This window comes from Streptomyces sp. BF23-19 (assembly GCF_041106355.1).
GTDB lineage: Bacteria > Actinomycetota > Actinomycetes > Streptomycetales > Streptomycetaceae > Streptomyces > Streptomyces virginiae_A.
This window is the reverse complement of sequence record NZ_JBGBPT010000063.1, coordinates 31492-55377: the sequence shown is the minus strand read 5'-3', so window position 1 is coordinate 55377 and position 23886 is coordinate 31492. Positions and strand designations below refer to the sequence as shown.

24 protein-coding genes are annotated in these 23886 nt (G+C 72.2%); 19 read left to right on the top strand and 5 right to left on the bottom strand.

Annotated features, from left to right (window positions below; translation table 11 throughout):
• Nucleotides 1–78: 78 nt before the first annotated feature.
• Together AB8A24_RS29895 and AB8A24_RS29890 are read right to left on the bottom strand one after the other, a co-directional pair.
• Entirely contained in the window at nucleotides 79–360 is a 282-nt protein-coding gene (locus AB8A24_RS29895; RefSeq protein WP_030013053.1) for an Lrp/AsnC family transcriptional regulator, read from the bottom strand.
• Nucleotides 357–1091, bottom strand: coding sequence for a rhomboid family intramembrane serine protease (locus tag AB8A24_RS29890; RefSeq protein WP_266390740.1), 735 nt, complete (start codon nucleotides 1089–1091; stop codon nucleotides 357–359). The genes AB8A24_RS29895 and AB8A24_RS29890 overlap by 4 nt, the downstream gene beginning before the upstream one ends.
• 124 nt (nucleotides 1092–1215) lie before the next feature.
• Between AB8A24_RS29890 and AB8A24_RS29885 the strand changes: the two genes are divergently transcribed.
• The 7 genes from AB8A24_RS29885 to AB8A24_RS29855 all read left to right on the top strand — a co-directional run bounded on the left by AB8A24_RS29885 (nucleotide 1216) and on the right by AB8A24_RS29855 (nucleotide 9617).
• Nucleotides 1216–1455, top strand: coding sequence for a hypothetical protein (locus AB8A24_RS29885; protein WP_008738811.1), 240 nt, complete (start codon nucleotides 1216–1218; stop codon nucleotides 1453–1455).
• Between the two features lie 40 nt (nucleotides 1456–1495).
• On the top strand, nucleotides 1496–2860 hold the full coding sequence (locus AB8A24_RS29880; protein WP_328966011.1) for an NYN domain-containing protein: 1365 nt from the start codon (nucleotides 1496–1498) through the stop codon (nucleotides 2858–2860).
• 253 nt (nucleotides 2861–3113) lie between these two features.
• Nucleotides 3114–4142 carry a C40 family peptidase gene (locus AB8A24_RS29875; protein WP_030731169.1) on the top strand — a complete coding sequence of 343 codons (1029 nt, stop codon included), beginning with the start codon at nucleotides 3114–3116 and terminating at the stop codon, nucleotides 4140–4142.
• 245 nt (nucleotides 4143–4387) lie between these two features.
• Nucleotides 4388–5449 (top strand): NlpC/P60 family protein, encoded by a 1062-nt coding sequence (locus AB8A24_RS29870; RefSeq protein ID WP_369478068.1) that lies wholly within the window; start codon nucleotides 4388–4390, stop codon nucleotides 5447–5449.
• Between the two features lie 25 nt (nucleotides 5450–5474).
• Nucleotides 5475–6590 (top strand): hypothetical protein, encoded by a 1116-nt coding sequence (locus AB8A24_RS29865; RefSeq protein WP_328963658.1) that lies wholly within the window; start codon nucleotides 5475–5477, stop codon nucleotides 6588–6590.
• 23 nt (nucleotides 6591–6613) lie between these two features.
• Nucleotides 6614–7756 carry a glycosyltransferase family 4 protein gene (locus AB8A24_RS29860; RefSeq protein ID WP_328963659.1) on the top strand — a complete coding sequence of 381 codons (1143 nt, stop codon included), beginning with the start codon at nucleotides 6614–6616 and terminating at the stop codon, nucleotides 7754–7756.
• A 247-nt stretch (nucleotides 7757–8003) separates the two neighbouring features.
• Nucleotides 8004–9617: a GMC oxidoreductase gene (locus AB8A24_RS29855; protein WP_369478067.1), complete on the top strand. Its 1614-nt coding sequence runs from the start codon at nucleotides 8004–8006 to the stop codon at nucleotides 9615–9617.
• Between the two features lie 47 nt (nucleotides 9618–9664).
• Here AB8A24_RS29855 and AB8A24_RS29850 read toward each other — a convergent pair whose 3' ends face one another.
• Entirely contained in the window at nucleotides 9665–11461 is a 1797-nt protein-coding gene (locus tag AB8A24_RS29850; RefSeq protein ID WP_266390727.1) for a long-chain fatty acid--CoA ligase, read from the bottom strand.
• A 358-nt stretch (nucleotides 11462–11819) separates the two neighbouring features.
• Here AB8A24_RS29850 and AB8A24_RS29845 point away from each other — a divergent pair, with 358 nt between their 5' ends.
• The 6 genes from AB8A24_RS29845 (at nucleotide 11820) to AB8A24_RS29820 (ending at nucleotide 16835) form a co-directional block, all read left to right on the top strand.
• Nucleotides 11820–12569, top strand: a complete 750-nt coding sequence (locus AB8A24_RS29845) for a metallophosphoesterase (RefSeq protein WP_266390724.1) — start codon at nucleotides 11820–11822, stop codon at nucleotides 12567–12569.
• Nucleotides 12570–12743: 174 nt separating this feature from the next.
• Nucleotides 12744–13184, top strand: coding sequence for an SRPBCC family protein (locus tag AB8A24_RS29840; RefSeq protein WP_033221846.1), 441 nt, complete (start codon nucleotides 12744–12746; stop codon nucleotides 13182–13184).
• 109 nt (nucleotides 13185–13293) lie between these two features.
• A complete protein-coding gene (locus tag AB8A24_RS29835) occupies nucleotides 13294–14451 on the top strand; it encodes an ArsA-related P-loop ATPase (protein WP_328963661.1) in 1158 nt (385 codons plus the stop codon).
• A 78-nt stretch (nucleotides 14452–14529) separates the two neighbouring features.
• Nucleotides 14530–14994: a DUF5304 domain-containing protein gene (locus AB8A24_RS29830; protein WP_328963662.1), complete on the top strand. Its 465-nt coding sequence runs from the start codon at nucleotides 14530–14532 to the stop codon at nucleotides 14992–14994.
• 61 nt (nucleotides 14995–15055) lie between these two features.
• A complete protein-coding gene (locus AB8A24_RS29825) occupies nucleotides 15056–15997 on the top strand; it encodes an ROK family glucokinase (RefSeq protein WP_266390714.1) in 942 nt (313 codons plus the stop codon).
• 76 nt (nucleotides 15998–16073) lie between these two features.
• Complete coding sequence (locus AB8A24_RS29820) at nucleotides 16074–16835, top strand: endonuclease/exonuclease/phosphatase family protein (RefSeq protein ID WP_328963663.1); 762 nt, start codon at nucleotides 16074–16076, stop codon at nucleotides 16833–16835.
• A 148-nt stretch (nucleotides 16836–16983) separates the two neighbouring features.
• On the opposite strand, the gene AB8A24_RS29815 is transcribed toward AB8A24_RS29820, so the two are convergent.
• Both AB8A24_RS29815 and AB8A24_RS29810 read right to left on the bottom strand, forming a co-directional pair.
• Complete coding sequence (locus tag AB8A24_RS29815) at nucleotides 16984–17589, bottom strand: hypothetical protein (RefSeq protein ID WP_328963664.1); 606 nt, start codon at nucleotides 17587–17589, stop codon at nucleotides 16984–16986.
• Nucleotides 17582–18361 carry a carboxylesterase gene (locus AB8A24_RS29810; RefSeq protein WP_030731208.1) on the bottom strand — a complete coding sequence of 260 codons (780 nt, stop codon included), beginning with the start codon at nucleotides 18359–18361 and terminating at the stop codon, nucleotides 17582–17584. The genes AB8A24_RS29815 and AB8A24_RS29810 overlap by 8 nt, the downstream gene beginning before the upstream one ends.
• 170 nt (nucleotides 18362–18531) lie before the next feature.
• Here AB8A24_RS29810 and AB8A24_RS29805 point away from each other — a divergent pair, with 170 nt between their 5' ends.
• The 6 genes from AB8A24_RS29805 to AB8A24_RS29780 all read left to right on the top strand — a co-directional run bounded on the left by AB8A24_RS29805 (nucleotide 18532) and on the right by AB8A24_RS29780 (nucleotide 23884).
• Entirely contained in the window at nucleotides 18532–19281 is a 750-nt protein-coding gene (locus AB8A24_RS29805; protein WP_328966012.1) for a lysophospholipid acyltransferase family protein, read from the top strand.
• A 38-nt stretch (nucleotides 19282–19319) separates the two neighbouring features.
• Nucleotides 19320–20537, top strand: coding sequence for a MacS family sensor histidine kinase (macS, locus tag AB8A24_RS29800; RefSeq protein WP_328963665.1), 1218 nt, complete (start codon nucleotides 19320–19322; stop codon nucleotides 20535–20537).
• Nucleotides 20534–21241, top strand: coding sequence for a response regulator transcription factor (locus tag AB8A24_RS29795; protein ID WP_030010354.1), 708 nt, complete (start codon nucleotides 20534–20536; stop codon nucleotides 21239–21241). The genes macS and AB8A24_RS29795 overlap by 4 nt, the downstream gene beginning before the upstream one ends.
• Nucleotides 21242–21407: 166 nt before the next feature.
• Nucleotides 21408–22436 (top strand): 6-phosphofructokinase, encoded by a 1029-nt coding sequence (locus AB8A24_RS29790; RefSeq protein ID WP_328966013.1) that lies wholly within the window; start codon nucleotides 21408–21410, stop codon nucleotides 22434–22436.
• 66 nt (nucleotides 22437–22502) lie between these two features.
• On the top strand, nucleotides 22503–23498 hold the full coding sequence (locus AB8A24_RS29785; protein WP_328963666.1) for a 2-hydroxyacid dehydrogenase: 996 nt from the start codon (nucleotides 22503–22505) through the stop codon (nucleotides 23496–23498).
• Between the two features lie 92 nt (nucleotides 23499–23590).
• Complete coding sequence (locus tag AB8A24_RS29780; RefSeq protein ID WP_328963667.1) at nucleotides 23591–23884, top strand: hypothetical protein; 294 nt, start codon at nucleotides 23591–23593, stop codon at nucleotides 23882–23884.
• Nucleotides 23885–23886 lie beyond the last annotated feature (2 nt).

Here is a 23886-nt window from a genome sequence, read left to right as displayed (position 1 = left end):
CAACCACCACCGCTGCCACACCGCACTCGACGGACACCCACCCATCAGCCGAGTCAACAACCCTGCGAGTCAATACAGCTAGGCGTCGAGGCCGATCGCGAACGCCGCTTCCAGGTCGTGCTGCGAGTACGTGCGGAAGGCCACGTGCGTGTCCGTCGCCTCGACGCCCGGGATCTTGCTGATGCGGCCGGGGATGATGTCCGCCAGGTTCTCGTGGCGGGCCACGCGGACCAGCGCGATCAGGTCGTACGTCCCGGTGACGGAGTAGACCTCGCTGACGTTCTCGAGGGCGGCGATGGACTCGGCGATCTCGGGGATCCGGTCCACGCTGGTCTTGATGAGCACGATCGCGGTGATCACGGCTGGCTGTCTCCCTCGGTGGCCGTCGCTGGTCGTCTCACTCTAGTCGTACCCCGATATCGGGCCCACGCGTAGAGGAAGCCGAGCGAGAAGCCCACCAGATGGGCCAGATAGGCGACCCCCGGCCCGCTGCCGGCCCGCTGGGCCGCCACCCATTGGAGGGCGAACCAGAACAGCAGCACGATCCACGCCGGGAACCGCAGCGGCAGGAAGAAGAGGAACGGGAACAGGCTCGTCACCCTCGCCCGCGGGAGCAGGAAGAGGAACGCGCCCAGTACGGCCGAGATGGCGCCGGAGGCCCCGACCAGCGTCTGCGGGGAGCCCGCGTTGGCCGCCGCGTACGCCGCCATCGCCAGGTAACCCGTACAGAGGTAGAAGCCGAGGAACGCCGGGCGCCCCATCCGCTCCTCCGCCATCGCACCGAAGACGTGGAGGAACAGCATGTTCCCGAGCAGGTGCAGCCAGCTGCCGTGGACGAACAAGGCCGTCAGCGGGGTCAGCCAGGCCCGGGGGGTGCCCGTGAACAGCTCGTCCGGGACCACGCCCCAGCGTCGGAAGTAGGCCGTCCCGGCGGAGAGCAGCTCATCCCCCGTCCCGTAGGCCGGGTTGAGCCCCGAGGCCGGGCCGAGTAGGAACACCACGGCGCAGCCCGCGATCAGCGCATGGGTGACCACCGGTCCCCGGGCGGCCTCACGAACGGCCCGCCACTTTACGATCATGTGACAGAGCATGACGTAAGGGGACCCACCTGAAGCGGTGGCAGGCCGTAGGGTTACGAGCTGCGGTCCGCAGGACGACGCATACGGCGGCGCGGGCGGCTTTAATTGAATCAGCTACGAAGGAGAGAGCGGCCTGATGACGGTTCCCCTGCCGACCGACACCACCCGGTGGCGCTGCACCCTGTGCGGCAACCTCACGCGCTTCGACGTGACCCGTTCGTCGAAGGTCGTGGAGTACGTCCACCTGGACCTCGCCGGGGAGCCCAAGGTCGAGGAACGCGAGGTGGTCAATGAGACCATCGAGTCGGTCCGCTGCCGCTGGTGCAACGCGGTGGACCAGATCGAACTCGTGGACAGGCCGGGCGCGGACTCCTGACGGAGACGCACCCACAGGAAGATCACGGTAGGGGTGACGGATTGTGGAGCCAGCAAGCGGCGCTGAGCCGGCCGACGCGGCCGGCGACGCCGCCGAGGCGCTCGACCACCCGCTGCCGGAAGGCGTGCGGCGCCGGGTCGTCGCGCTCGTCTCGGACGCCTTCGGCGGACTGACGGTCGCGGACCTCCCGGCGCAGCTGCGCCAGTACGCCCGTTTCACCCCGACCCGGCGCGCCAAGTTCGCGGGCAACGCCATGGCCGCGGCGGTCGAGACCGACGCCGTGTTCCGCAGCAGGGTCGCCGAGAAGCTGCGCGAGGCGCAGGCCGATCTGGCCGCCGCGCTGGAGGCTGGCGCGCCCCCGGCCGCCGCGGATCCGCTGGACGTGGCGGCCGCCGCGTTCGTCCTGCGGCCGGCCGGTTGGGTCAAGCTGGTGGCCGCCGCGGGCGAGGAGGCGCAGCGCGCCGACGCCGAGCGGGTGGGCGAGGAGACCCGGCGCGAGCTGGAGCGGCTGCGCGAGGAGCTGGCCCACGTACGGGAACTGCAGCGCACGGGAGGCGAGCAGATCCGGGTCGAGCTGGACGCGGTCCGCAAGGAAGCGGAATCGCTTCAGCGCAAGCTGCGCAGCGCCCTCAGCGACGTCAAGCGGGGTGATGCGGCCCTGCGCAAGGTGAATGCGGAGATCGACGGGATCCGTGGCGACGCGGCCGCCCGGGTGGCCGCCGCCGAGAGCGAGTCCCGGCGGCTCAAGTCCCGTCTCGCGGAGGTGGAGACGGCGCTGGAGACCTCGCGCCGGGCCACCCGTGAGGGGCGCAGCATCGAGGACATGCGGCTGCGGCTGCTGCTGGACACCGTGCTGGACGCGGCGCAGGGGCTGCGCCGTGAGCTGGCGCTGCCGCCGGTGAACACCCGCCCGGCCGACACCGTGGACGCGGTGGAGCCGGGCCGGATGACACCGAAGGACATCGCGGCCCGGGCCCTCTCGGAGACCGATCCGGCTTTGCTGGACCAGTTGTTGGCGTTGCCTCAGGCCCATCTGGTGGTCGACGGGTACAACGTGACCAAGACGGGCTATCCGACGATGCCGCTGGAGAAGCAGCGGCTGCGGCTGCTGGGCGGGCTGTCGATGCTGGCCGCGCAGACGGGCGCGGAGATGACTTGTGTCTTCGACGGCGCGGAGCTGGCGGCCCCGGTGCTGCTCGCGCCGCCGCGCGGGGTGCGGGTGCTGTTCTCCAAGGCCGGGGTGACGGCGGACGAGCTGATCCGCCAGTTGGTGCGCGCGGAGCCGCCCGGCCGGCCGGTGGTCGTGGTCTCCACGGACCGGGAGGTCGCCGACGGGGTGGCCAAGGCGGGCGCACGACCCGTGACGTCCGCTTTGTTGCTGAAGCGGCTTTCGCGCGTTTCGTAACTCGTCGCCCTGATGCCCGAATTGATGGGACTCGCGGGGGACGCACCGTCAAGTGCCCTGCACAGAGCGTGCTCTGTAGGTAAAGAACCTGGTGGGGGACCGAATTTTTTCCCGGCAGGATTTGAACTGATCACAGATGGGTCACTAGGGTCTGGTCAAACCTTCGTGCGGTAGATCACTCATTCGGGGTGGCAGCGAAGGTGCTGCCGAGTTGCGTTCTTCGGCGGCTCCCAGGAAGAAGGAGCTCGCCTTCGTGGCGTCCCACCGTCGACCCAAGCAGCCGAACCGCGCTCGTGTGACCGTGCTCACCTCGGTCGCGGCCGCAGCCGTCGCCCTCACCGCCCAGAGCGCCTCCGCCGCGCCGGCGAAGCCGAGCAAGGACGAGGTCAAGGCCCAGGTCGACGCGCTCTACGAAGAGGCGGAGCAGGCCACCGAGAAGTTCAACGGCGCCAAGGAGCGCCAGGACAAGCTCGAGAAGGAGATAGGCCAGCTCCAGGACCAGGTCGCGCGCGGCCAGGGCGACGTCAACGAGCTGCGCAGCACGCTCGGTTCGATGGCCAGCGCCCAGTACCGCAGCGGCGGCATCGACCCCTCCCTCGCGCTCCTCCTCTCCGAGGACCCCGACAGCTACCTCGACAAGGCCTCCTCCCTCGAGCACCTGAGCGGCAAGCAGGTCGAGGCGGTCCAGCGGATCCAGGAGAAGCAGCGCACCCTCGCGCAGCAGCGCCAGGAGGCCGCCGGCAAGCTCGCCGACCTCGACGCCACCCGCAAGGAGCTCGGCGAGAAGAAGAAGGTCTCCGCCGAGAAGCTCGCCGCGGCCCAGGCCCTGCTCAACTCCCTGACCACGCAGGAGCGCGCGGCGCTCAAGGACGAGGAGTCGCGCGCCAGCCGCGCCGACAGCCAGCGCGTGGACCTCGGCAACGTCAAGGCCTCCGGCCGTGCCGGAGCCGCCCTCGAAGCCGCCAAGACGAAGCTGGGCTTCACCTACCAGTCCGGCGGCACCGGCCCCAACGTCTACGACTGCTCCGGGCTGACGCAGTGGGCGTACAAGCAGGCCGGCGTCACCATCAGCCGCACCACCTTCACCCAGGTGAACGACGGCACCCGCATCGGCCGCAGTCAGCTCCAGCCCGGTGACCTGGTCTTCTTCTACGGCGACCTGCACCACGTCGGCCTCTACGCCGGCAACAACATGACGCTGCACGCCTCGAACCCGCGCAGCGGCATCAAGTACGAGTCCATGGACAACATGCCGTTCCAGTTCGGCGTCCGGGTCGGCTGATCCGCTCCGCCCCGCAGTACGGGACCCGCCCGACACCGCCCATCCGGGCGAATTCCCGGGCCCGCGTCTGACCGCACGCCCCGCCGGTGACCTGCGTCTCCTGCGGGGCGTCGGCATGTGCGCCCGCCGGCGGTCGTTGGTCGGCATGTGTTCACGCCGCTACTGTCTGCCAGCGCGGAACCCGGCACACGGCCGTCCACGGGGGGCGGACCCGGGCCCCGCGCAGCGGAAGGGAGCGGTTTCACGTGGCGTCCCATCGCCGGGCCGGGCTCGGCAGCCTCGACCGGAACACGAAGGTCACCGTCCTCACCGCCGCCGCCGCCGCGGCCACGGCCGCGGTCGCCATGACGGGCGTACCCGCGAGCGCGGCGCCCGGCTTCCCGCACGAACCCGGCGGCGGGGCGAGAACCGGCATCAGCGCCCAGGTCGACCGCCTCTTCGAGGAGGCCGAGCAGGCCACCGAACGCTTCAACGAGGCGGGCGAGAAGGCCGACCGGCTCCGCGTCGAGGTCAACCGGGCCCAGGACGCGGTCGCCCGCGGCCAGGAGCGCATCAACACCATGCGGGGCGTCCTGGGCACCTACGCCGGGGCCCAGTACCGCGGTGGCGGCATCGACCCCGCCGTCGGGCTGATGCTGGCCGAGGACCCCGACGCGTACCTGGAGCGGGCGGCCGCCCTCGACCGGCTGACCGGCCGCCAGGCCCGGCAGCTCGAGGAACTCCGCGAGGAGCAGCGCGAACTCGGTCAGGAGCGCAGCGAGGCCTCCCGCAAACTCGCCGAACTCGACGCCCTGCGCTCCGACGTGGCCCGGCACAAGCGCTCCGTCACCGCGAAGCTCGCGGCCGCCCGACGGCTGCTCAACGCCATGCCCTCCGGGGAGCGGGCCGACTACGAACGCGCTTCGCGCTCCGGGGGCCGCCCCGAGGGGCTGCCCGAGCTGTCCTCCTTCGGCCCCTCCTCCGGGCGCGCCGAGACCGCCGTCATGGCGGCCCGGGCCGCGGTCGGCAAGCCGTACGTGTGGGGCTCCACCGGCCCCTCCGGCTTCGACTGCTCCGGGCTGATGGTCTGGTCGTACCGGCAGGCCGGGGTCTCGCTGCCGCGCACCTCCCAGGCCCAGCGGCACGCCGGCCGGCAGGTGCCGCTCTCGCAGGCCCGCCCAGGCGACCTGGTGACGTACCGATCGGACGCCAGCCACGTCGGCATGTACGTCGGCAACGGCCAGGTGGTGCACGCCCCGTACCCCGGGGCCCGGGTCCGCTACGACCCGGTCGGGATGATGCCCGTCTCCTCGGTGACCCGACCCTGACCGCACCCGTGCGTACGATCGTCGGATGTCCCCCGTCCGCCGGTCCCTCGTACGCGTGCTGCCGCTCCTGCTGAGCGCGCTGCTCGCCGGGTGCGGCGCGCCCGCCCCGCGGGACGGCGCCGAGCGGGACATCCGGGAGGCCGTCGCCGACTGGTCCCGGACACCGCCCGCGCGGCTCGCCGGGATCCCGCTGGAGGGCTGGGCGTACGAGGTCTCCGCGGTCCGGCGCGACGGCGCCGCCGCCACCGCCCGGGCCGAGCTGCGCTACCGGCTGAGCGGCTACGACGCGGCCGCGGCCGGATCGGCCCGCGAGGTGCGCCTGACCCGGGACGGCGGCCGGTGGCACGTCACCGGAGACCGGGCCGCGCCGGGCGCCCTGCCGCAGCTGTGGGACCAGGGCCCGGTGGCGGTGGTCCGGGGGGCGCACTCTCTGGTGCTGGGCGTCGGGCAGGAGGCGGGGACGCTGTCCGCGATCGCGGCGGAGGCCGACCGGGCGGTGCCCGCGGCGAGCGCCGCCTGGCCGGGGCCCTGGGCGGGCCGGGCCGTGGTGCTGGTGCCCGGGTCCCTGGAGCGGATGGCGGAGCTGTTGGGTCGCCCGGCCGCGGAGTACCGGGGCATGGGGGCCGTCACCACGGGCCGGGTGGGCGCGGCCCCCGCCCCCGCCGACCGGGTCGTCGTGAACCCGCAGGGGTGGGCGGAACTCAGCCCGTCGGGCCGCGGGGTCATCCTGACCCACGAGGTCACCCATGTGGCCACCCGGGCGGCGACCACCGCCACCACCCCGCTGTGGCTCTCCGAGGGCTTCGCGGACTGGGCGGCCTACCGCGGCACCCCGGCCACTCCGGAGCAGGCCGCCCCGGCCCTGGCCAGGGCCGTACGGCGGGGCGAGGTGCCGGGCGCGCCGCCCCGGTCGGAGGACTTCGCCTTCGGCGGCGATCCGGAGGCGCTGGCCCGGGCGTACGAGGGCGCCTGGCTGGCCTGCCGGCTGATCGCGGGGAGGTGGGGCGAGGGGGCGCTCGTGGACCTGTACGGGAGGGCCGGGCGCGAGCCGTGGCAGGTGGCGGTGCGGGGGGCCCTCGGCGTGGATCCGGACGCGTTGACGAAGGACTGGCAGGAGGCCCTGCGGGCGGAGTTCCGCTGAGGGCGTCCGGTACGTTGGCAGCGATGCACAAGACGCTGATCGTGACCAACGACTTCCCGCCGCGACCGGGCGGCATCCAGGCCTTCCTGCACAACATGGCGCTGCGGCTGGATCCCGACCGGATCGTCGTCTACGCCTCCACCTGGAAGCACAGCGCGGAGGGCCGCGAGGCCACCGCGGCCTTCGACGCGGAGCAGCCGTTCCAGGTGATCCGCGACCGTACGACGATGCTGCTGCCGACCCCGCGCGTGACGCGGAGGGCGGTCGGTCTGCTGCGCGAGCACGGCTGCGAGTCCGTGTGGTTCGGGGCGGCGGCCCCGCTCGGGCTGATGGGTCCCGCGCTGCGGCGGGCGGGTGCGCGGCGGATCGTGGCGACCACCCACGGGCACGAGGCGGGCTGGGCGCAGCTGCCGGCCGCGCGGCAGCTGCTGCGCCGGATCGGCGAGGGCACCGACACGCTGACCTACCTGGGGGAGTACACGCGCTCGCGGATCGCCTCGGCGGTGACGGACCGGGCGGCGGCCAGGATGGTGCAACTCCCGCCGGGGGTGGACGAGAAGACCTTCCACCCGGGATCGGGCGGGGCCGAGGTCCGGGCGCGGCTCGGGCTGACGGACCGGCCGGTGGTCGTCTGTGTCTCCCGGCTGGTGCCGCGCAAGGGGCAGGACACGCTGATCGAGTCGATGCCGCGGATCCTGGCGGCGGTGCCGGACGCGGTGCTGCTGATCGTGGGCGGCGGGCCGTACGAGGCGGACCTGCGGGAGCTGGCCGTCTCCACCGGCGTCTCGGACTCGGTGGTCTTCACCGGAGCCGTCCCGTGGTCGGAACTCGCGGCGCACTACGGTGCGGGTGACGTCTTCGCCATGCCGTGCCGGACCCGGCGGGGCGGGCTGGACGTGGAGGGGCTCGGCATCGTCTACCTGGAGGCCTCGGCCACGGGTCTGCCGGTGATCGCGGGCGACTCCGGCGGGGCGCCGGACGCGGTGCTGGACGGTGAGACGGGCTGGGTCGTGCGGGGCGGGTCCCCCGAGGAGGCGGCGGACCGGATCGTCACCCTGCTGAGGGATCCGGAGCTCCGTCGCCGAATGGGCGAGCGTGGCCGGGAGTGGGTCGAGGAGAAGTGGCGCTGGGACCTCCTGGCGGAACGGCTGCGCGAGCTGCTCTGATCGCCGGGTGCGGCGCCGCCGCCGGGCCCTGCCCCCGGACCCCCGCGCCTCAAACGCCGGCGGGGCTGGATTTTGCTGGTGCCGGCTGACGATTTCAGCCCCTCCGGCGTTTGAGGAGCGGGGTTCGGGGCGGAGCCGCGACAGCGGAGCCGCCGGCAACCCGCTGCGCAGCCACGTCTGACTGTTCCTCAGATGTCTGTCAATACCGCGTCTGGGCGGACGGCTGGATTCCGCTCATGATGCGGCCATGACATCAAATCTGACGCGCCGTCAAATGCTTGGCCTCGGCGCCCTCTCGACCGCCGCCGCTCTCGGCTTCACCCGGATCTCTGTGGCCTCCGCCGCTGCCGTGGAGCCCGCCGCCGCCCGGTACGCCCCCGCCATCGTCGTCGGCTCCGGCTACGGATCCGCCGTCGCCGCCCTGCGGCTCGGCCAGGCGGGCGTACGTACCGTCGTGCTGGAGATGGGCCGACTCTGGGACACTCCCGGGCCCGACGGCAAGGTCTTCCCGTCCACCTCCGCCCCCGACCAGCGCTCCATGTGGTTCCGCAACCGCACCGAGGCCCCGCTCGCCCAGTTCCTCTGGCTCGACGTGGTCAACCGCGACATCAGCCCCTACCCCGGCGTCCTCGACCGCGTGAACTACGGCGACATGTCCGTGTACGTCGGCCGGGGGGTCGGCGGCGGATCGCTCGTCAACGGCGGTATGGCCCCCACGCCCCGGCGCTCGTACTTCACCGAGGTGCTGCCCCAGGTCGACGCCGACGAGATGTACGGCACGTACTACCCCCGCGCCCGCGCCATGCTCGGGGTGAACGAGATCGACCCGGCCTGGTTCGAATCCACCGAGTGGTACCGCTTCGCCCGGATCTCCCGCAAGCACGCCCAGAACACCGGCCTGAAGACCGTCTTCGTCCCCAACGTCTACGACTTCGCGTACATGCAGCGCGAGGCGGCCGGCACCGCGACCCGCTCGGCCCTCGCCGGTGAGGTCATCTACGGCAACAACCACGGCAAGAAGAGCGTCGACAAGACCTACCTCGCCGCCGCCGTCGGCACCGGCAACGTCACCATCGAGACCATGCAGCGCGTGGTCGGCGTACGGCCCGACCCGGCCGGGGGATACGTCCTGACGGTCCGGACCAGCGATGTCACCGGACGGGTCACCCAGGTCCGCGAACTCGGCTGCGCACAGCTCTTCCTCGGGGCCGGGAGCCTGGGCACCACCGAGATCCTGCTGCGGGCCCGCGAGAGGGGGACGCTGCCCGCGCTCAGCGACAAGGTCGGACTCGGCTGGGGCCCCAACGGCAACGTCATGACCGCCCGCGCCAACCACCTGTGGGACACGGTCGGCTGCAACCAGGCCACCATGCCCGCGATGGGCATCGACGACTGGGACAACGCCTCGAACCCGGTCTTCGCCGAGATCGCCCCGCTCCCCATGGGCATCGAGCACTGGATCTCGATGTACCTGGCCATCACCAAGAACCGGGAACGGGGGCACTTCACGTACGACGCCGCCACCGACTCGGCCCGGCTCAACTGGCGGCGGGACCAGAACACGCCCTCGGTCAACGCGGCGAAGAACCTCTTCGACCGCATCAACCGGCGGAACTTCACGATGTACCGGTACGACCTCTTCGGCGACAACAAGGCCTTCGCCGACAACTTCACCTACCACCCGCTCGGCGGCTGCGTCCTCGGGGACGCCACCGACGCGTACGGGCGGGCCAAGGGCTACCAGGGGCTGTACGTGGTCGACGGCTCCCTGATCCCCGGGTCGCTCGGCGTGAACCCCTTCGTGACCATCACCGCCCTCGCGGAGCGGAACATGGCCAGGATCCTCGCCGACCCCCGCTGACAGCGGCCTCCGGCCGCGGGCCCCGCCAGCCGCCGACCGGCCGCGGACTAGCCGCGGTACAGCGCCTCGATCTCGTCCGCGTAGTCCTTCGCCACCACGTTGCGCTTCAGCTTCAGCGACGGCGTGATGTGGCCCGACTCCTCCGTGAACTGGGAGGGCAGAATGCGGAATTTCCGCACCGATTCCGCCTTGGAGACCGCCGCATTGCCGTCGTCGATCGCCTTCTGGACGGCGGCGATGAGGTCCGCGTCCTCGCGCAGCTCCGCCGCCGTGACCCCGGCCGGCTTGCCGTTCTCCGCCGCCCAGCGGCCGAGGAACTCCTCGTCGATGGTGACCAGCGCGGCCACGAACGGCCTCGCGTCGCCGACCACCATGCATTCGGCGACCAGCGCGTGCGCCCGGATCCGGTCCTCGATCACCGCGGGGGCCACGTTCTTGCCGCCCGCCGTGACGATGAGCTCCTTCTTGCGGCCCGTGATCGTGAGGTAGCCGTCCTCGTCGAGGGTGCCGACGTCGCCGGTGTGGAACCAGCCGTCGGTCAGCGCCTCGGCGGTCGCCGCCTCGTTGTTCCAGTACCCCGTGAAGATCTGCTCGCCGTGCAGCAGCACCTCGCCGTCGTCCGCGATGCGCACCACGGAGCCCGGCATGGGCTGGCCGACCGTACCGATCTTCTGCTTGTCCCACGGGTTGAAGGTGGTCGCGGCACAGGACTCGGTCAGGCCGTAGCCCTCCAGGACCGTGAAGCCGATGCCGCGGAAGAAGTGGCCGAGCCGCTCGCCCAGCGGCGCGCCGCCGGAGATCGCGTACTCGCCGCGCCCGCCGAGGACCGCGTGCAGCTTGCTGTAGACCAGCTTGGAGAAGATCTTGTGCTTGAGCTTCAGCCCGAACGACGGGCCGCGCGGGGTGTCCAGCGCGCGGCTGTAGGCGATGGCCGTGTCGGCCGCCGCGTCGAAGATCTTCCCCTTGCCGTCGGCCTGCGCCTTGGCGCGCGCCGAGTTGTAGACCTTCTCGAAGACCCGGGGGACGCCGAGGATCAGCGTGGGGCGGAAGGACTGCAGCTCGTCGGTGAGGTTCTTGATGTCCGGTACGCAGCCCAGGCGGATCGGCGCCAGTACCGCCGCCACCTCCACCAGGCGCCCGAAGACGTGCGCGGCCGGCAGGAACAGCAGGACCGAGCACTCGCCGGTCTTGAACAGCGGGCTCAGGCGCTCCACCGCGTTGCCGCACTCCGCGAAGAAGTTGCGGTGGGTCAGCACACAGCCCTTGGGGCGGCCGGTGGTGCCCGAGGTGTAGACGATCGTGGCCGGGTCGTCGGCGTTGGCGAGGCTGCTGCGCTCCTCGACCTCGGCGTCGGAGATCTCCGCGCCGGCGGCCTTCAGCGTCTCCAGCGCGCCCTGCTCGATCTCCCAGACCTCGCGCAGCTCGGGCAGCCGGTCGCGCAGCGAGGCCACGGCCGCGCTGTGGGCCGGGCTCTCCACGATGACGGCGACGGCGCCGGAGTCGCCGAGGATCCACTGGACCTGCTCGGCGGAGCTGGTCTCGTACACGGGGACGGTGACGCCGCCCGCGCTCCAGATCGCGAAGTCGAACAGCACCCACTCGTAGCGGGTACGGGAGATGAGGGCGACCCGGTCGCCGGGCCGGATGCCGGCCGCGATGAGGCCCTTGGCCGCGGCGCGGACCTCGGCGAGAAACTCCGTCGCGGTCACGTCCTGCCACCGGCCGTCGACCTTGCGGCTCATGACGGCGGTGTCTGGATGCTGAGCGGCGTTGCGGCGGATGAGATCCGTCAGGTTCCCGTCCGACGGGACCTCGTACAGGGCCGGAAGGCTGAACTCGCGCAAGACTGCTGCTCCTCTGGGCGCCATCGCCACCATGTGGACCGACCGGACGTTACCCACCGGTAGTGGGTTCCCGATAGGGGGAACCGGCCAGATGTTCCGTGCGTCACATTCTGCACTTACCCTGCCTCACCACTTACGTGCAGACAGTAGTCGACCCCTTCTGCGACTCGGAAGTAACCGCAGGTCCGGCCACCCTTCCCGCCCCCTCTACCCGCCGCCACCAGGCAGCCCTAGGGTTGGCCGCATGGCTGGCAGCATGCGGGGACAGCAGTTCGGCACGGGCGGATCAAGCCGTGGACCAGGCGCGGGGTCGGGTCCGGGCGCGGGCCCCGGGTCGGGCCGCACCCGGGTCCACGTCGTGAGCGACGTGCACGGCAACACCGAGGCCCTCGCCCGCGCGGGCGACGGGGCCGACGCCCTCATCTGCCTCGGCGACCTCGTGCTCTTCCTCGACTACGCCGACCACTCGCGCGGCATCTTCCCCGACCTGTTCGGCGTCGAGAACGCCGACCGCATCGTCGAGCTGCGCACCGCGCGCCGCTTCGAGGAGGCCCACGCCTTCGGCCGGCAGCTCTGGGCCGGCCTGGACCGGGACACCCTCATCGAGGGCGCCGTACGCCGCCAGTACGCGCAGATGTTCGCCGCCTTCCCCACCCCCACGTACGCCACCTACGGCAACGTCGACGTCCCGGGCCTGTGGCCCGAGTACGCCGACCGCGACGGCATCACCGTGCTCGACGGCCAGCGGGTCGAGATCGGCGGCCGCGTCTTCGGCTTCGTCGGCGGCGGACTGCCCTCCCCGATGCGCACCCCCTACGAGGTGGACGTGGAGGAGTACGCCGCCAAGGTCGAGGCCCTCGGCGAGGTGGACGTGCTCTGCTCGCACATCCCGCCGGAGGTGCCCGAGCTCTGCTACGACACGGTCGCCCGCCGGTTCGAACGCGGCAGCGAGGCCCTGCTCGCCGCGATCCGCCGCACCCGCCCCCGCTACGCCCTCTTCGGACACGTCCACCAGCCGCTCGCCCGGCGGATGCGCATCGGGAACACCGAGTGCGTGAACGTGGGCCACTTCGCGTCCACCGGCCGGCCCTGGGTCCTCGAATGGTGAAGATCCAGCCGCTTCCCGGCGGCCTCCCGCAGGGTGCGGGAGCCGCGCGGGAGGCACTGGAGTGGCGACGTCCGCACGCGCGGTAGCCTTCACGCGGCGGCCCCAGGCCGCACACATCCTCGAACCACCCCAGCTGCCGCTGGGAGGTACCCCCAGCCCGGAGGAGCGACCGCGATGGCGGAACACACCAGCTCAAGCATCACGATCGAGGCTCCGCCCGCCGACGTGATGGCCGTGATCGCCGACTTCGCCCGTTACCCCGAGTGGACCGGCGAGGTGAAGGAGGCCGAGGTACTGGCCACCGACGCCCAAGGGCGCGCCGAGAAGGTCCGCCTGCTGCTCGACGCGGGCGCGATCAAGGACGACCACACCCTCGCCTATGCCTGGAAGGGCACCGACGAGGTCAGCTGGACCCTGGACAAGTCCCAGATGCTCCGCCAGCTGGACGGCTCCTACCGACTGGCCGCCGTCGACGGCGGCAAGCGCACCGAGGTCACCTACCAGCTGACCGTCGACGTCAAGATCCCCATGCTCGGCATGATCAAGCGCAAGGCCGAGAAGGTCATCATCGACCGGGCACTCGCGGGCCTGAAGAAGCGCGTCGAAACCGTCTGACCCCACGTCCCGCGCACCGGACGGGCCGAGGAACGCGCCGCGCGCCCCCCGGGCCCACCGCCCGTGGGCGCCCGGCCCACGGACCACCACCGACCCGGAGCACCCGCACATGCACACCTTGCTGATCACCGGCCCCGGCGGGGCCGGGCGGACCACCGTGGCGGCGGCCACCGCCCTCGCCGCGGCCCGCCACGGGCAGCGGGTGCTGCTGCTCTCCGGCGACATCGGCGACCCGCTCACCGCCCTGGTCGGCGACCCGACCGCCCCCGGGCTGCGGGTGGCCCGGGTCGACTCCGGCGAGGAGTTCCGCGAAGAACTCGTCGCCCTCCAACAGCGCGGATCCACCCTGCTCGGCATGGTCGGGGCCCGGCCGCTGGGCGCCGAGGAGATCACCGAACTCCCCGGCGCCGAGCAGTTCGCCCTGCTCCGCGCCCTGCGGCGGGCCGCCGCCGCGCCCGACACCGACCTCGTCGTCGTCGACATGCCACCGCTCCACCAGACCGTGGCCACCCTCGCCCTCCCCGCCCAGCTGCGCCGCTACCTCGCCCGGCTGCTGCCCGCCGAACGGCAGGCCGCCCGCGCCCTGCGGCCCGTACTGGCCCAGCTGGCCGGCGTCCCCATGCCCGCGCAGTGGCTCTACGAGACCGCCGCCCGCTGGGACGAGGAGCTGGCCACCGTCCAGGCCGTCGTCGAGGCCGACACCACCGAGCTGCGGCTGGTCGCCGAGCCCGGCCCGGCCGCCGCCGACGCGCTGCGCCTCGGCCGGATCGGACTCGCCCTCCAGCAGCTGCCCGTCTCCGCCGTCGTCGCCAACCGCATGGCCCCCCAGGACTCCGCCGACCCCTGGCTCGCCGGGCTCGCCGCCCAGCAGGAGAAGTACGCCACCGAGTGGGCCGCCGAGCTCCCCGTGGTGCCCCTCGCCCACCTCGGCCGCGACCCCCGCGGCCCGCAGGACCTGGAGCGGCTCGCCACCGCCGACGCTCTCGTCCCCGAGCCGCCCGCACCCCGCCGGGCCTGGGCCGTCGAGGACCGGCTCGCCGAGGACGGGGTGCTCGTCTGGGTGGTACCGCTGCCCGGCGCGCACAAGAGCGACCTCGACCTCGTCCGCCGCGGCGACGAGCTGCTGCTCACGGCCGGCCCCCACCGCAGGATCGTTCCGCTGCCCGGGGCGCTGCGCCGCTGCACCGTCTCCGGCGCCGCCCTCGCCGAGGGGGAGCTCCGCATCCGCTTCACCCCCGACCCCGGACTCTGGCCCCGCACGCGATGAACCGCGTACCCCCGTTCGGGTACCGTCGAAGGTAGTCCGTACCGCACGCCCAGCAGCAGCCGCAGGAGAGAGTCCGCCATGAGCGAGGCCACCGACCGTCCCACCGACGACGACGCCTGGGCCGGCGCCTGTGCCGAGGACCTCGCCGCCGAGCAGGAACGCCGGCGTGGACAGGAACAGGCCGCGGCCGGCGGCACCGGCACCGCCGCCGAAGAGCTCTTCAAGCTCTTCGAAGCCGTCGCCGACAAGGTGTCCGGGATGAACAACCCGCTGTTCGGCGTGGCCGCACAGGGTGCGGTGCGCCAGATCGTCGACCAGGCCAAGACCGCCGCCAAGCCCGTCATCGAGCGCAACCCGGAAGTCTTCGACCACCTCGCGGCCGCCGGCTCCGAACTGCTCGCCGCCTACCGCTCGGCCGTCGAGGGCCACGAGCGCCGCTGGACGCGGGGCGAACCCCCGGCTCCCCGGCAGGCGTCCCACGACCGCGACCCGCGGGACGAAGGCCCCGACGACGGCCCCTCCGAGCGGATCGATCTCGACTGATCCTCCGGAAGCCTCGGGTACCGTTGGCCGTGGCGGGGTTTGACCGGAAACCGAGGGACTAATGGGACTCACCATCGGCGTCGACATCGGCGGCACGAAGATCGCGGCCGGCGTGGTCGACGAAGAGGGCACGATCCTTGAGACGTACAAGGTGCCCACCCCGCCGACCGCGGACGGAGTGACGGAGGCCATCTGCGCCGCCGTTTCCGAGGTCAGCAGCAACCACACCATCGAGGCCGTCGGCATCGGCGCCGCCGGATACGTGGACGACAAGCGCGCGACCGTACTCTTCGCGCCCAACATCAACTGGCGGCACGAGCCGCTCAAGGACAAGGTCGAGCAGCGCATCGGCCTGCCCGTCGTCGTCGAGAACGACGCGAACTGCGCGGCCTGGGGCGAGTACCGCTTCGGAGCCGGCCAGGGCCACGACGACGTCATCTGCATCACGCTCGGCACCGGCCTGGGCGGCGGCATCATCATCGGCAACAAGCTGCGGCGCGGACGCTTCGGCGTCGCCGCCGAGTTCGGGCACATCCGGGTCGTCCCGGACGGCCTGCTGTGCGGCTGCGGCAGCCAGGGCTGCTGGGAGCAGTACGCCTCCGGGCGTGCGCTCGTCCGGTACGCGAAGCAGCGCGCCAACGCCACCCCCGAGAACGCGGTGATCCTGCTCGCCCTCGGCGACGGCACCCCCGAGGGCATCGAGGGCAAGCACATCAGCGAGGCCGCCCGGCAGGGTGACCTGGTGGCCATCGACGCCTTCCGCGAACTGGCCCGCTGGGCCGGCGCGGGACTGGCCGACCTGGCCTCGCTGTTCGACCCGTCCGCCTTCATCGTCGGCGGCGGGGTCTCGGACGAGGGCGACCTCGTCCTCGACCCGATCCGCAAGTCCTTCAAGCGCTGGCTGGTCGGCGGCGCCTGGCGCCCGCACGCCCAGGTCCTCGCCGCGCAGCTCGGCGGCAAGGCCGGACTCGTCGGCGCGGCCGACCTGGCCCGCCAGGGCTGACCTTCCCCTTCTTTCCACGCGTACCGCCCGTCGCGCCCCTTGGGGGAGCGGCGGGCGGCTGCGTATCTTGCGGTACATGGACCAGTTGCCGCCCTCGCTGCCGAAGTCCCGTACGGAGCCCGACGGTTCTGCCGTGATCCGGGTACTCAGCTACAACATCCGCTCCCTGCGCGACGACGAGGAGGCGCTGGCCCGGGTCATCCGGGCGTGCGAGCCCGACCTCGTCCTCGTCCAGGAGGCCCCCCGGTTCTTCCGGTGGCGCAAACACGCGGCCCGGCTGGCCGCCAGGTGCGACCTGGTGGTGCTGGGCGGGGGCGCGACGGCGGCCGGACCGCTGCTGCTGTGCTCGCTACGGGTCTTCGTGGAGCGCACGGAGGACGTCCTGCTGCCGCGCACCCCCGGACTGCACCGCAGGGGCTTCGCCACGGCGGTGGTCCGGATCGGGGGCGTGCGGGTGGGGCTGGCCTCCCTGCACCTGTCGCTCCAGGCGGCGGAGCGCCGGGCCCACGCGGAGCTGCTGCTGGAACGGCTGGCCGGCATGGACGTGCCGTACGCGATCGCCGCGGGCGACCTGAACGAGGGCCCGGACGGGCCGGCGTACGGGCGGCTGGCCACCGAGCTCCAGGACTGTCGGGCGGTGGCCCCGTGGGGCGGCGGAGCGACCTTCCCGGCGGTGGCGCCGGACCGCCGGATCGACGCCGTGTTCGCCACGAAGGGGGTGGAGGTGCTGGCCTGCGGCGTCCCGGAGGGCCTGCCGGGCCTCTCGCTCACGGACCTGCGGTCGGCGACGGACCACCTGCCGGTGCTGGCGGCCCTCCGTTTGGCAGCCGCGCCGTAGCCGGGGGCGCTGCCCCCGGATCCCGCGCCTCAATCGCCGGCGGGGCTGTATTTGGCTGATGCCGTCCCTCTGGATGCCCGGAGGGCAATTTCAGCCCCGCCGGCGATTGAGGCGCGGGATCCGGGGCGGAGCCCCGCGAAGGAGCGGGTCAGACGACCGCGCCGCGGCCCGGGTCGTCGTCGTCATCCTCGTCGTGCTGCATGCGTGCGATCAGCGTCGCGAAGCCGCCCAGGAAGCCGCCGATGCCCAGCGTCGTCAGCCACCAGGTCATCTCCCACTGCAGGAGCACCGCGAGCAACAGCAGCACCGGGCCGCCGACGACCGCCAGCCACGCGAACTTCGACGTCGTGTCCGCCGGCGGGAGCTCCGGCTCCGGGGGGACGAAGTGGCCCTCCTCCGCCGGAGTCAGGTCGTCGTCCTTCGGCTCCGCCGGCGAGTGGTCCCGGGGACCCGCCATGCCCACGCCCGGGGCGAAGACCACGGAGCTGCCCAGGGCCGCCGCAGGACCCGGTTCCGCGTGCGGCTTCGGGTCCGGCTTCGGGTCCGGCTCGGGATCGGCCTTCGGGTCCGGTCCGGACTCCGGCGGCAGCGGCTTGACGTCCTCCTCCGGCAGGAGGAGGTTCTCGATCGGTCTGAACGGCCGGGCCCCCGGCGGGTCCGGCGGCTCCTGCCCGTACCCGGCGACGATCGCCGCCCACGCCGCTTCCTCGTCCAGCGGCGGAACCCCGCCCGACTGCTCCTCGTGCTCAGCCACCGGCCTCCGCCCCCTCCCTGCCCACGCTCTCCGCCAGTCGGCCGATGAACGCATAGCTGTCCGCGAAGATCCGCTCCGCGTCATGGTCCAACGTCGCCACGTGGTAACTCTGTTCCAGCAGGGTCTCGGTGACATCCGTGGAGGAGACCCGGGCCAGCACCCGCGCCGAGTCCACGGGCGGTACGACGTGGTCCTGCGGGCTGTGCAGCAGCAGCAACGGCTGCGTCACCTGCGGCAGCTCGGCGTCCACGAGCCGCAGGAACTTCTTCAGCGAGTGCGCGGCATGGGTCGGGACCCGGTCGTAGCCGACCTCCTCCGAGCCGGGCTTCGCGATGTCGCTGGCGATGCCCGGCGTCGACCGGATCAGGTGCTTGGTCACCGGCAGGGTCACGGCCAGCGGGTCGTGCACCTTGTTGGCCGGGTTGACGAGCACGAGGCCGCTGATCGCGTCCCCGTGCTTGGCCGCGAGCCGCAGGGACAGCGCCCCGCCCATCGACAGCCCGAAGACGAACACCTGCTCGCACCGGTCCAGCAGTTCCCGCAGGGCGCGGTCCACCTCCGCGTACCAGTCCTGCCAGCCCGTGAGCTGCATGTCCTGCCAGCGCGTCCCGTGCCCGGGGAGCAGCGGCAGCGACACCGTGAGGCCCCGCCCGGCGAGGTACTCGGCCCAGGGGCGCAGGGACTGCGGGGAGCCGGTGAAGCCGTGGCAGAGGAGGACGCCGACCTCTCCGCCCTCGTGGCGGAACGGCTCGGCTCCAGGGAGGACGGGCACCAGGTTCTCCTTGATCACGATGTACGTCGGGTGGGTGCGTTGCTCTGTGTGACTTCACCGTACGCGACCGGGGTGGCACCGGCCAGGGTCGTCGGGCCCCTGCCGGTGTAGGCACGGGATATGGTCTGTTCGACAGACACAGGAAGGCTTTCGAGTTGATCTACGGCGCAATGAAGTTCTCCATCGGCGGTTCACTGAAACTCGCTTTCAGGCCGTGGGTGGAGGGCCTCGAGAACATTCCCGCGGAGGGGCCGGCGATCCTCGCGAGCAACCACCTGTCCTTCTCCGACTCCTTCTTCCTGCCGGCGGTGCTGGACCGGAAGGTCACCTTCATCGCGAAGGCCGAGTACTTCACCTCCCCGGGGGTCAAGGGCAAGCTGACGGCCGCCTTCTTCAAGGGCGTCGGCCAGCTCCCGGTGGACCGCTCCGGCGCCCGCGGGGCCGGCGAGGCCGCGATCCAGAGCGGCATCGACGTCATCGAACGCGGGGAGCTGTTCGGTATCTACCCCGAGGGCACGCGTTCACCCGACGGACGCCTCTACCGCGGCAAGCCCGGCGGTCTGGCCCGCGTGGCCCTGGCCACCGGGGCGCCCGTGATCCCCGTGGCGATGATCGACACGGAGAAGATCCAGCCGCCCGGCAAGGTGGTCCCCAAGCTGATGCGGCCGGGGATCCGGATCGGCAAGCCGCTGGACTTCAGCCGCTACCACGGCATGGACAACGACCGCTTCATCCTCCGCTCGGTGACCGACGAGGTCATGTACGAGATCATGAAGCTCTCCGGTCAGGAGTACGTCGACATCTACGCGACGGCGGCCAAGCGCCAGATCGCCGATGCCGAGAAGGCGGAGAAGGCCGAGAAGGCCGAGAAGGCTGCCAAGACGGACAAGGCCGAGAAGGCCGACGGCACGTCGCAGTAGCTGCGCGCGGGCGATACCGCCCGCGAGGGGTGGGGGAGATGGCGAAACGCGAACGCGTCGTACGCATGTCGGTCGAGCAGCCGCTGTGGCGTGCCCTGACCGCGTACCGACTGCTGACCATGGTGTACGCGGCGCTGCTGTTCGCGGCCGCGTACAAGGAGTTCCCGCGCCCGGGGGTCGCGGTCGGCTACCTCGCGTTCCTCGCCGTCTGGACCCTCGCCACCTCCCGCAAGGTGGCGAACGCCGCGAGCTGCACCAAGGGCTTCCTCGTCGCCGACCTCACCGTCGCGATCGTGGGCATCGTGCTGACCCCGGTCGCCGACACACAGGCGCGGATCCATGCGGGCGGCTCCACCCTGCCCACCATCTGGACGGCGGGCGCGGTCCTCGCCTTCGCCATCAAGGGGGGTTGGCGCTGGGCCTGCTTCGCCTCCACCTTCGTGGCGGCCGCCAATCTCGCCATCCACACCGGCCGGCCCACCGGGGACACCCTGCACAACGTCCTGCTCGTCTGGGTCGCCTCCGTGGCCATCGGCTACGTGGTCGAGGTCGCCCGGGCCAGTGAGAACACCCTCGCCCGCGCCCTGGAGATCGAGGCCGCCACCCGCGAGCGGGAGCGCCTCGCCCGAGACATCCACGACGGGGTCCTCCAGGTCCTCGCCATGGTCCAGCGGCGCGGCAGCGAGCTGGGCGGCGAGGCCGAGGAGCTCGGCCGGATGGCGGGGGAGCAGGAGGTGGCGCTGCGCACGCTGGTCTCCAGCGGGCTGGTGCGGCCCTCCCGGGTCTCCAGCGACGAGTCGCGCGGCGCGCTGGTGGACACGTACGAGGTGGACGAGCCGGGCGCCGACGACGGCGAGCTGGACCTGCGGACGCTCCTCGCCCCGCACGCCGGGTCCCGCGTGAGCTTCGCCGAGCCCGGCACCCCGGTGCCGCTGCCGGTGCCCGCCGCGAAGGAACTGGCCGCGGCGGTCGGCGCCGCCCTGGACAACGTGCGCAAGCACGCCGGGGAAGGGGCGCGGGCCTGGATCCTCGTCGAGGACTGGGGCGACGAGGTGATCGTGACCGTTCGCGACGACGGCCCGGGCATCCCGGCGGGCCGGCTCGACCAGGCGGCGGGCGAGGGCCGGATGGGGGTGGCCCTGTCCATCCGCGGCAGGCTGCGTGATCTCGGCGGCAGCGCCGATCTGGTGTCCGTCCCCGGGCAGGGCACCGAAGTGGAACTGAAGGTACCCAGGGGGAGGACGGACAAGAGATGAGCGAGCGCACCGACGTGAACGACCCGAACAGGCCGAACGAGCTGCACGAGATCCGGGTGATGGTCGTCGACGACCACCCGATGTGGCGCGACGCGGTCGCCCGCGACCTGGCCGCGGCCGGCTTCGACGTCGTCGCCACCGCCGGCGACGGCCCCGAGGCGGTCCGTCGAGCCCACGCCGTCACGCCCGACGTGCTGGTCCTCGACCTCAACCTGCCCGGCATGCCGGGCGTGCAGGTCTGCAAGGAACTGGTCGGCGCCAACCCGGCCCTGCGGGTCCTGGTCCTGTCGGCCAGCGGTGAGCACGCGGACGTCCTGGAAGCGGTGAAGTCCGGCGCGACCGGCTACCTGCTGAAGTCGGCCGGTGCCCAGGAGCTGATCGACGCGGTCCGCCGCACCGCCGCCGGCGACCCGGTCTTCACCCCGGGCCTGGCCGGGCTGGTGCTCGGCGAGTACCGGCGCCTGGCCACCGACCCGCTGCCGGCCACCTCCGACGAGCCGAAGGCCCCGCAGCTGACCGACCGCGAGACCGAGGTACTGCGGCTCGTGGCCAAGGGGCTGTCGTACAAGCAGATCGCCGAACGGCTCGTCATCTCCCACCGCACCGTGCAGAACCACGTCCAGAACACCCTGGGCAAGCTGCAGTTGCACAACCGGGTGGAGCTCGTCCGGTACGCCATAGAACGCGGACTCGACGACGCGTAGTACCCGCACGAGGGACGTCCGCACCGCCCGTCGATCGTACTTACGAACTCGTACGAGTGAACGGACGTACGCAACGCCTCACGATTCCACCGGAATTGACCTCTCCAGGCCCCTTGCTGTGACCTGGGTCACCACTAGCGTGACCGTCATGGCGATTGGAGATTCCATGAAGGTCGGAGTGCTGACCGGCGGCGGCGACTGCCCCGGGCTCAACGCGGTGATCAGGGCCGTCGTCCGCAAGGGCGACCAGGAGTACGGCTGCGGGTTCGTCGGGTTCAAGGACGGCTGGCGGGGCGCGATCGAGGGGCGGACCGTCCCCCTCGACATCCCCGCCGTCCGCGGCATCCTGCCCCGCGGCGGCACCATCCTCGGCTCCTCGCGCACCAATCCGTTCAAGACGGAGAACGGCGTGCGGGACATCAAGGAGAACCTCGCGAAGTACGAGGTGGACGCGCTCATCGCGATCGGCGGCGAGGACACCCTCGGGGTCGCCGCCCGGCTGTACGAGGAGTACGGCATCCCCTGCGTCGGCGTACCCAAGACCATCGACAACGACCTGTCCGCCACCGACTACACGTTCGGCTTCGACACCGCCGTGGGCATCGCGACCGAGGCCATCGACCGGCTGCACACCACGGCCGAGTCCCACATGCGGGTCCTGGTCGTCGAGGTCATGGGCCGGCACGCCGGCTGGATCGCCCTGCACTCGGGACTCGCGGGCGGCGCCAACGTCATCCTCATCCCGGAGCAGCGCTTCGACATCGACGAGGTCTGCGCCTGGGTGACCTCCCGGTTCCGGGCGAGCTACGCGCCGATCGTGGTGGTCGCGGAGGGCGCGATGCCCAAGGACGGGGAGATGGTCCTGAAGGACGGCACCCTGGACTCCTTCGGCCATGTCCGACTGTCGGGCGTGGGCGAGTGGCTGGCCAAGGAGATCGAGGCGCGGACCGGCAAGGAGGCCCGTACGACGGTGCTCGGCCACGTCCAGCGCGGTGGCACGCCGAGCGCCTTCGACCGGTGGCTCGCGACCCGGTTCGGGCTGCACGCCATCGAGGCCGTGCGCGACAGGGACTTCGGGAAGATGGTCGCGCTCAAGGGGACGGACATCGTCCGGGTGCCGATCGCGGAGGCGACCTCGAAGCTGAAGACGGTGGATCCCGCGCTCTACAAGGAGGCCGGGGTCTTCTTCGGCTGAGCGGCGACCCGCCACCATGGGCCGTATGGTGACAAGCGGCCCATGGTTCGAGGTGCGGGAGCAAGCGTGGAGATCCTGGCATTCGGTGTGACCGCCGACGAGAAGCCGCTCCTGGAGCAGGCCTTCGCGGGGCAGCACGAGATCCGCTGCCTGGAGGTCTTCCTGGACGAGGACACCGCGCCGATCGCCGCCGGGTACGAGATCGTCTCCTCCAGCGTGAACGCCGACCTGAGCGGCCGGGTGCTACGGGTCCTGGCGGCGGGCGGGACGAAGCTGATCGCCCAGCGGTCCACCGGCTTCAACAACATCGACCTGGACGAGGCCCGGCGTCTCGGCATGACGATCAGCCGGGTCTGCGCCTACTCGCCCCACTCGGTGGCCGAGTTCGCCTGGACCCTCGCCATGGCCGTGAACCGGCGGATCGTCCGGGCCTCGATCCGGACCCGGGACTTCGACTTCCGGCTGAACGGGCTGATGGGCCGGGACTTCCACGGCCGCACGGTCGGCGTGCTCGGCACCGGAAAGATCGGCGAGGCGTTCACCCGGATCGCGCACGGCTTCGGCATGCGCCTGCTGGGCTGGGACGTGGTGCGGAACCCGGCCTGCCTGGAACTCGGCATGACCTACGTGGACAAGGACGAGCTGCTCGCCTCCTCGGACCTGATCAGCCTGCACGTACCCCTGCTGGAGTCCACCCGCCGCATCCTCGACGCGGCCGCGCTGCGCCGGATGCGGGACGACGCGATCCTGGTCAACTCCAGCCGCGGCGGACTGATCGACACCGAGGCGCTGGTCGACGAGCTACGGGCCGGCCGTTTCACGGGCGTCGGCCTGGACGTGTACGAGGCGGAGGCCGGCGTCTTCTTCCTGGACAAGTCGCTGGAGACCGTCGAGGACGACACCCTGGCCCGGCTGGTCACCTTCCCGAACGTCCTGGTGACCTCCCACCAGGCGTACTACACGACGGACGCGGTGGGCCAGATCATCGCCACCACCGTCGCCAACGTGGCGGACCACCTGGCCGGTCGCCGCTCCGAGAACACCCTCGTCCCGCCCGCCTGAGTCGTGTCGGCAGGGTCCCGGACCCGGGAGTTCACCCGGACTTCGGCATCCGGCCATACCGGCGGGCCGGGGCGGGGCTTAGATTCGGCCACGTGGACGTCCCTACCGTGTTCCGCTGGATCCTCTCGGCCTGCGCCGCCATCCAGCTCTTCTACGCCCTCCGGGCCCTACGGCCCGCCCTTCGCGCCGAGCCGGGCCGGCGGGTGGACCCCTGGCTCACCTTCGCCGATCACACGGTGGGCGCCGCGGTGTCGGTGGCGCTGGCGACCGGCAACGTCACCGCCCTCCTGTGCGGGCTGGCCGTGCTGGGACCGATCCTGACCTGGCAGCTGGTGCACCACCTCCGGGCCGGCGGGTCCCCGGGCACCGAGAGCCGGACGGGCTGACC

Excerpts from the sequence above, each read along its gene's own strand:
- AB8A24_RS29890 (WP_266390740.1), bottom strand. The coding sequence starts at position 1,091 with ATGCTCTGTCACATGATCGTAAAGTGGCGGGCCGTTCGTGAGGCCGCC.
- AB8A24_RS29885 (WP_008738811.1), top strand. The coding sequence starts at position 1,216 with ATGACGGTTCCCCTGCCGACCGACACCACCCGGTGGCGCTGCACCCTG.
- AB8A24_RS29865 (WP_328963658.1), top strand. The coding sequence starts at position 5,475 with ATGTCCCCCGTCCGCCGGTCCCTCGTACGCGTGCTGCCGCTCCTGCTG.
- AB8A24_RS29860 (WP_328963659.1), top strand. The coding sequence starts at position 6,614 with ATGCACAAGACGCTGATCGTGACCAACGACTTCCCGCCGCGACCGGGC.
- AB8A24_RS29855 (WP_369478067.1), top strand. The coding sequence starts at position 8,004 with ATGACATCAAATCTGACGCGCCGTCAAATGCTTGGCCTCGGCGCCCTC.
- AB8A24_RS29840 (WP_033221846.1), top strand. The coding sequence starts at position 12,744 with ATGGCGGAACACACCAGCTCAAGCATCACGATCGAGGCTCCGCCCGCC.
- AB8A24_RS29835 (WP_328963661.1), top strand. The coding sequence starts at position 13,294 with ATGCACACCTTGCTGATCACCGGCCCCGGCGGGGCCGGGCGGACCACC.
- AB8A24_RS29830 (WP_328963662.1), top strand. The coding sequence starts at position 14,530 with ATGAGCGAGGCCACCGACCGTCCCACCGACGACGACGCCTGGGCCGGC.
- AB8A24_RS29825 (WP_266390714.1), top strand. The coding sequence starts at position 15,056 with ATGGGACTCACCATCGGCGTCGACATCGGCGGCACGAAGATCGCGGCC.
- AB8A24_RS29820 (WP_328963663.1), top strand. The coding sequence starts at position 16,074 with ATGGACCAGTTGCCGCCCTCGCTGCCGAAGTCCCGTACGGAGCCCGAC.
- AB8A24_RS29805 (WP_328966012.1), top strand. The coding sequence starts at position 18,532 with ATGAAGTTCTCCATCGGCGGTTCACTGAAACTCGCTTTCAGGCCGTGG.
- macS (WP_328963665.1), top strand. The coding sequence starts at position 19,320 with ATGGCGAAACGCGAACGCGTCGTACGCATGTCGGTCGAGCAGCCGCTG.
- AB8A24_RS29795 (WP_030010354.1), top strand. The coding sequence starts at position 20,534 with ATGAGCGAGCGCACCGACGTGAACGACCCGAACAGGCCGAACGAGCTG.
- AB8A24_RS29790 (WP_328966013.1), top strand. The coding sequence starts at position 21,408 with ATGAAGGTCGGAGTGCTGACCGGCGGCGGCGACTGCCCCGGGCTCAAC.